The organism is Hymenobacter daeguensis (assembly GCF_054780555.1).
In genome coordinates this window covers 606,777-613,075 of sequence record NZ_BAAGWC010000002.1, presented here as the reverse complement: position 1 = coordinate 613,075, position 6,299 = coordinate 606,777, and the positions used below count along the sequence as shown (strand labels likewise).

At 64.4% G+C, this 6,299-nt stretch carries 5 protein-coding genes; 4 read left to right on the top strand and 1 reads right to left on the bottom strand.

The features are described from left to right. Positions 1 to 445 (bottom strand): hypothetical protein (locus ACYVHT_RS06205; protein WP_460549053.1); only part of this gene is annotated, 445 nt, incomplete at its 3' end. Positions 446 to 544: 99 nt separating this feature from the next. Here ACYVHT_RS06205 and pheS point away from each other — a divergent pair. From pheS to ACYVHT_RS06185, 4 genes are all read left to right on the top strand, one after another. Further along, entirely contained in the window at positions 545 to 1,636 is a 1,092-nt protein-coding gene (gene pheS, locus ACYVHT_RS06200) for a phenylalanine--tRNA ligase subunit alpha (RefSeq protein WP_460549050.1), read from the top strand. Positions 1,637 to 2,156: 520 nt separating this feature from the next. Then, positions 2,157 to 3,470, top strand: a complete 1,314-nt coding sequence (rimO, locus tag ACYVHT_RS06195) for a MiaB/RimO family radical SAM methylthiotransferase (protein ID WP_460549049.1) — start codon at positions 2,157 to 2,159, stop codon at positions 3,468 to 3,470. Between the two features lie 217 nt (positions 3,471 to 3,687). Beyond that, the gene (bshC, locus tag ACYVHT_RS06190; protein WP_460549047.1) at positions 3,688 to 5,283 is read left to right on the top strand and encodes a bacillithiol biosynthesis cysteine-adding enzyme BshC; all 1,596 of its coding nucleotides are present in this window, start codon (positions 3,688 to 3,690) and stop codon (positions 5,281 to 5,283) included. A 76-nt stretch (positions 5,284 to 5,359) separates the two neighbouring features. Continuing rightward, positions 5,360 to 6,295 carry a hypothetical protein gene (locus ACYVHT_RS06185; protein WP_460549045.1) on the top strand — a complete coding sequence of 312 codons (936 nt, stop codon included), beginning with the start codon at positions 5,360 to 5,362 and terminating at the stop codon, positions 6,293 to 6,295. Positions 6,296 to 6,299 lie beyond the last annotated feature (4 nt).

Sequence of the window (6,299 nt, the reverse complement as noted above, 5' to 3'; positions counted from 1 at the left end):
GGCGCGGGGGCCAGGGCTTGGGCCGGCGCACTTTGCGGTTGGCGCGGCGCTCGGCGGCGGCAGCGGCATCGGCCGCCATGATGTTGCGGCCGCTCGTCAGCATCACGGGCGAGCCCGGAGCTATCGAGATAAACTGGCCCGAGCTAACCGACGAGCTGCTGCCGCCGCCGCTGAAACCGCCTTTTTCGGCGGGTGCGGGCGCTGCGGCGGCATCGGGAGTCGGGGCCGTGGCCTCGGGCGCGGCGGGCTCGGCAGCCGCCGCGCCGCCGTTTTTGGTGGCGGCCTGGTCGGCGGCTTTGGTGGTGGTCGTTTTAGTGGTCGTTTTTTTCGCGGGCGCCTTCTTGGGGGCATCGCCCCAGCCACCCGTGTCCCAGCCGCCACCCTGGGCAGATGCGGAAGAGGCTACGCCCCCGACAAATAGCAGAAGAAATAGTACACGTTTCATGAGAGAGGATGATGGGGTAAAGGGTTGGTAAGCCGGGTAACTGAATGTGTTCGTGAATCGTTCGGCCGCGACCGGGGCCTTGCCGTAACTTTGTGGCCTATGATGCAGGAATCAATTGCCGCACTGGCGGCCGAAATTACAACCGCCGCGCTGAATAATTCGGCCGAACTTGATGCTTTTCGCATTAGCTACCTCGGCCGCAAAGGCCGGCTGGCCGATTTGTTCGACCAGCTCAAGACCGTGCCCAACGAGGAGAAGCGCGCCGTGGGCCAGCAGCTCAACGCCCTGAAGCAGCAGGCCCAGGCCCGCTTCGACGAAGCCCAGCAGGCCGCCGAAGCCGCCGCCGACAACGCCCCCGCCAACCCCGATTTCGACTACACCCTGCCCCCCGTGCCCAACGCCCTGGGCACCCGCCACCCCCTGAGCCTGGTGCGCGAGGAGATGATGCGCGTGTTTGCCCGCATCGGCTTTGCCGTGGCCGAGGGCCCCGAGATTGAGGACGACTGGCACAACTTCACGGCCCTCAACTTCCCCGAAAACCACCCGGCGCGCGACATGCAGGACACGTTCTTCGTGGCTCCCGTGTCGAAGGCGGCCGGCGCGGCCGATGCCGGCGCCACCGGCGATGCCGCCACCGGCGCCCCCGACCTGCCCCACCTGCTGCGCACCCACACCAGCACCGTGCAGGTGCGCGTGATGGAAACCGAGCCCCTGCCCATCCGCCGCGTCATGCCGGGGCGCGTGTTCCGCAACGAGGCCATTTCGGCCCGCGCCCACATGATGTTTCATCAGGTGGAAGGCATTTTCATTGACGAGGGCGTGAGCTTCGCCGACCTGAAGCAGACGGTGTACTACTTCGTGCAGGAGCTGTTCGGGGCCGACATCAACATCCGCTTTCGCCCCAGCTTCTTCCCCTTCACCGAGCCCAGCGCCGAAATCGACATCACCTGCCTCATTTGCAAGGGCGCGGGCTGCAACATCTGCAAGTATTCGGGCTGGGTCGAGATTGGCGGCTGCGGCATGGTGGACCCCGCCGTGCTCGAAAACGCCAACATCGACTCCGACAAATACTCCGGCTACGCCTGGGGCATGGGCATCGAGCGCATTGCCATGCTCAAGTACCAGATTAAGGACCTGCGCCTGTTCACGGAGAATGACATGCGCTTCCTCCGGCAGTTTGAGGCGCTGTAAGGCGCTGAACTGCACGAGAGCGACGGTTCCGGGCACAAGAACGACGGTTCCGGGCATGAGAACGACGGCCCCGCCATTTCGAAGGCCGTTCCCGGCCCTGAGAACGACGCCTGCAGGGCGGTGAACGCCGCACGCATCATTCAGAGCACCGGACGCGCACGTCAGATGGCCGTTTCCGTCGCTGTAAACGACCGCCGCACCAGTGAGTTAGCCTGTCGGACCGACGAGAACGACCGGGGGATTGGCGGGAACGACCGCGGGACTGGCGAATACGACCGGGGGACTGGCGGGAACGAACGGGGGACCGGTGAGTACGACCGGGGGACCAGCGAGTACGCCCGACGGACCGCCGAGTACGCCCGCCGATGGGCCGGGCTGCGTTGGCGGGGGCCTGGTAGTGGGCGGGTGCGGGCTGCGTCGTAATTTTGGGGTTCGGCTGGCCTTGCGCTTCAGGGCGTTGCGCGGCTTTGGCTTTTTTATCAGGCGGCCCGGTGGCTGCTTCCTCTTTACCCAGTACGTTGTGAAAGTTAGAAATCAGACCCAGAATAAGGTTAACGTTATTACCCTCGGCTGCTCGAAAAACATTGTGGACTCGGAAGTCCTGATGGGCCAGCTGCAGGCCAACCAGTTCGACGTGACGCACGAGGCCGAGAAGTCGGACGCCAACATCGTCATCATCAATACCTGCGGCTTCATCGACAATGCCAAGCAGGAAAGCATCGACACCATTCTGCGCTACGCCGACGAGAAGGAAGCCGGCCGGCTGGAAAAGCTCTACGTGACGGGTTGCCTCTCGCAGCGCTACAAGGACGAGCTGGAGGTGGAAATCCCGCAGGTGGACGCCTATTTCGGCACCCTGGAGCTGCCCCAGATGCTGAAGGTGCTCAACGCCGACTACAAGCACGAGCTCATTGGCGAGCGCCTGATTACCACGCCCAGGCACTACGCCTACTTCAAAATTGCCGAAGGCTGCAACCGTCCCTGCTCGTTCTGCGCCATCCCGCTGATGCGCGGCCAGCACGTGGACCGGCCCATCGAGGACCTGGTGAAGGAGGCCAAGCGGCTGGCCGGCATGGGCACCAAGGAGCTGATTCTCATTGCCCAGGACCTGACCTACTACGGCCTGCAGCACTACGGCGAGCGCAAGCTGGCCGACCTGCTGCGGAACCTGTCGGACGTGAACGGCATCGACTGGATTCGGCTGCAGTACGCCTACCCCTCGCAGTTTCCGCTGGATGCGCTGGACGTGATGGCCGAGCGCGACAACATCTGCAAGTACCTGGACATGCCCCTGCAGCACGGTTCCGACCACATGCTGAAGACCATGCGCCGGGGCATCACCAAGCGCCGCACCATCGAGCTGGTGGACACCATCCGGCAGCGGGTGCCGGGCATTGCGCTGCGCACCACGCTCATTGCCGGCCACCCCGGCGAGACGGAGCAGGACTTCCGGGAAATGTATGATTTCGTGGAGCAGACGCGGTTTGAGCGCCTGGGCATCTTCACCTACTCGCACGAGGAGAACACGCACTCGCACACCCTCGTGGACGACGTGCCGGCCGAGCTGAAGCAGGAGCGCGCCGACGCCATCATGGAGCTGCAGCAGGGCATTTCGATGGAGTTGAACGAGGCCCGCGTGGGCCAGACCTACAAGGTGCTGTTCGACCGCAAGGAAAGCGGCCATTTTGTGGGCCGCACGGAGTTCGACTCGCCCGAGGTGGACAACGAGGTGCTGGTGCCGGTGGAGAAGGACACGTTTGTGCGCCTGGGCGATTTCGCGAACGTGAAGATTGATTCAGCCTCCGATTTCGATTTGTACGGGCACTTGGTGTAGCGCCTGAATGCTGTAGAGACGCGACACTTCGCGTCTTGTCGTTGAACGAAATTGGTTGAACGACTTCCCAAACGGCGCGGACGACGAGACGCGAAGTGTCGCGTCGCTACAGCGTTCTGACGACTAAAAGTAACTTTTCCGGCGGGGCCGGGTTTTGTGCGGACTTTTGCCATTGGCACGGGTTCGCACCGAACCCGGCCCCGCTCGTATTACCCCCATGCCTACTCGCTGTACCACGCTGCCCTACGCCGAAACCGGCGCTTTTTCGGGCCTGCTGACTGACTATATCGCCCAGAAGCCCGCGCTGGCGCCCTTTTATAACCGCTGGCCCGCGCTGGAAAATTTTGCGGCCCAGATGGAGGAGAAACAGGCCAGCTACTCGCCTGAAGCCCGGCAGCGGCTGGTAGCGGCTTTGCGTGAGCAATACGGGCCGAACCCGGCTCCGGCCATCGAAGCCAATTTACAGCTGCTGGCGCAGGAAACGACGTTCACCGTGACCACCGGGCACCAGCTCAATCTGCTTACGGGGCCGCTGTATTTCATCTACAAAATCGTGTCGGCCATTAAGCTGAGCCGGGAGTTGAAGGCCAGATACCCGCAGTACGACTTCGTGCCGGTGTACTGGATGGCCACCGAGGACCATGACTTTGCCGAAATCAACCACTTCTCGCTGTTCGGCAAAACCTACGCCTGGGACGCGGCCGGCACCGGCGGCCCCGTGGGCCGGCTGGCGCTCGATGGCTTCGAAGAGCAGCTGCTGAGCCAGCTGCCGCCCGAGGTGCCGGCGGCTTTTCACGAGGCGTATTCGACCTCCCAAAACCTGGCCGAAGCCACCCGCAAGCTGGCCGATGCGCTGTTTGGCGCGTTCGGGCTGGTGACGCTGGACGCCGACCGCCCGGCCCTGAAACAGGCCCTGGTGCCGCTGCTGACCAGGGAAATCAAGGAGCAGGCCTCCAACGCCGCCGTGCAGGCCACCAACGTGCGCCTCACGGCCGCCGGCTACAAGCCGCAGGTATACTCGCGGCCCATCAACCTGTTTTTCATCACCGACGAGGGCAAGCGCGAGCGGCTGGAACCCGACGCCAACGGGGCCGACTGCGTGGAAGTGACCATCCGCAACACGGCCAAGTGCCACAGCCAGGCCGAGCTGCTGGAATTGGCCCAGAGTCACCCCGAGCAGTTCAGCCCCAACGTGGTGCTGCGGCCGGTGTACCAGGAAATCCTGCTGCCCAACCTGGTGTACATCGGCGGCGGGGCCGAGGTGGCGTACTGGTTCCAGCTGAAGGACGTGTTTGCGGCGTTTGGGGTGCCCTACCCCATCGTGCTGCCCCGCAATTCGGCCGAGTACATCAGCCGCGCCAATGCCGGCAAGCTGAAAAAGCTGGGCCTGACTTCGCACGAGATTTTCCGCCCGCTGCCGGAGCTGAAGAAGCAGGTGGGCGCGGCTTTGGGCCAGGAAGAAATCAGCCTAAAAGAACAGCAGCAGGCCTTGGCGGCAGCCTTCCAGCAGGTGCAGGACGTGGCCCAGCGCCTCGACCCCACCTTGGTAAAAACCGTGGCCGCCGAAGCCGCCAAGGCCGCCGCCGGCCTGGCCGGCCTCGAAAAGCGCCTGAGCAAAGCCGCCGAAACCAAGCACGAAACGGCCTACGCGCAGCTGGCGGCGCTCAAGGAAAAGCTCTTCCCCGGCGGCGGCCTGCAGGAGCGCAGCGAGAACGTGCTCAGCATTCTGATTAACAATCCCGGCTTCATCGAGCAGCTGGTGGAAGCCTTCGAGCCGCTGGCGCTGGCGTTCACGGTGCTGGAAGAGGAGTAGGCCGCGCCTAAAACGCGGGGCAGCGCCTAGCTTTGGGCACCTTTCACCGGCCGGGTCCGGCCCAATCTGCTCCGCTTTGGCAAACGTCGCCCAGTTTTTCCGCTCGCTTTTCTCCAAGTCGGCCACGGCCGGCCCCGACCTCTCCTTTGGCCTGCTGGCCGGCAGCGGGGCCGAAAACCTGCTCCGCCAGCAGCAGTGGGAGTCTTTCGAAACCCTCGTGGCCGGCCTGTCCACCGAAGACCTCACGCGCCTGCTCGACGGCCTGTGCGTGACGGCGGACTACGCCCCGCTGCTGGCCAGGTACCTGGCCGCCGGCAACTCGGCGCTGCGCCACCTCGTGGCCGGCGTGCACGATACCTTTCTGGCCTGGGAGGCCCGGAGCGGGGCCGCCGCCCAATACGTGACCGAAGGCCAGGCCCGGGGGTTCGAGCATTACCTCGGCCTGGCCCATGAGCACCTGAACCGGCCCTTTGCCACGGCCACGCTGCAGGCCGAAGCCTACGCCCGCCTCATCCGCGTGCTCATGGGCCTGAGCGAGCCGCAGGAAGGCCAGCAGGCATTCTACGCCTGCCGTGAGCTGGTGCCCGACCATCAGCTGGGTCACCTGAACTACTTCAAGCTGGCCGCGCCCCGGTGGTTTGGCGATGCTGACGTGCTGGCCGAGTTTGTTGATGAAGTGGAGGCGCCGGGGCTGCGCCAGCTGCTCCAGGCCAACTTCCTGGTGGAGCGCTACAGCGACTTCGAAGGCGAGAATCGGCTCACGGCCAAGGGCCAGCTGCGGCGCGAATACAGCGCCCGCATCGACGAGCTGCTGCCCGCGCTCCGGCCCATGACCGGGCCGTCGCTGCTGGCTATTTACTTCAACAACTACGCCGGCGGCCTGCACCATGCGCTGGGCAACACGGCCGAGCGCAACCAATTTCTGCACGAGTTGAACGGGCATATTACGCCCTATCCCTGGGCTTATTTTGGCCTCGAAACGGCGGCGGTGCAGAAGCTGGCAGCGCGGTAGCATC

What these genes read in the sequence shown, in the direction of transcription:
- pheS (WP_460549050.1), top strand. Translation starts at nt 545, where the DNA reads ATGATGCAGGAATCAATTGCCGCACTGGCGGCCGAAATTACAACCGCC.
- bshC (WP_460549047.1), top strand. Translation starts at nt 3,688, where the DNA reads ATGCCTACTCGCTGTACCACGCTGCCCTACGCCGAAACCGGCGCTTTT.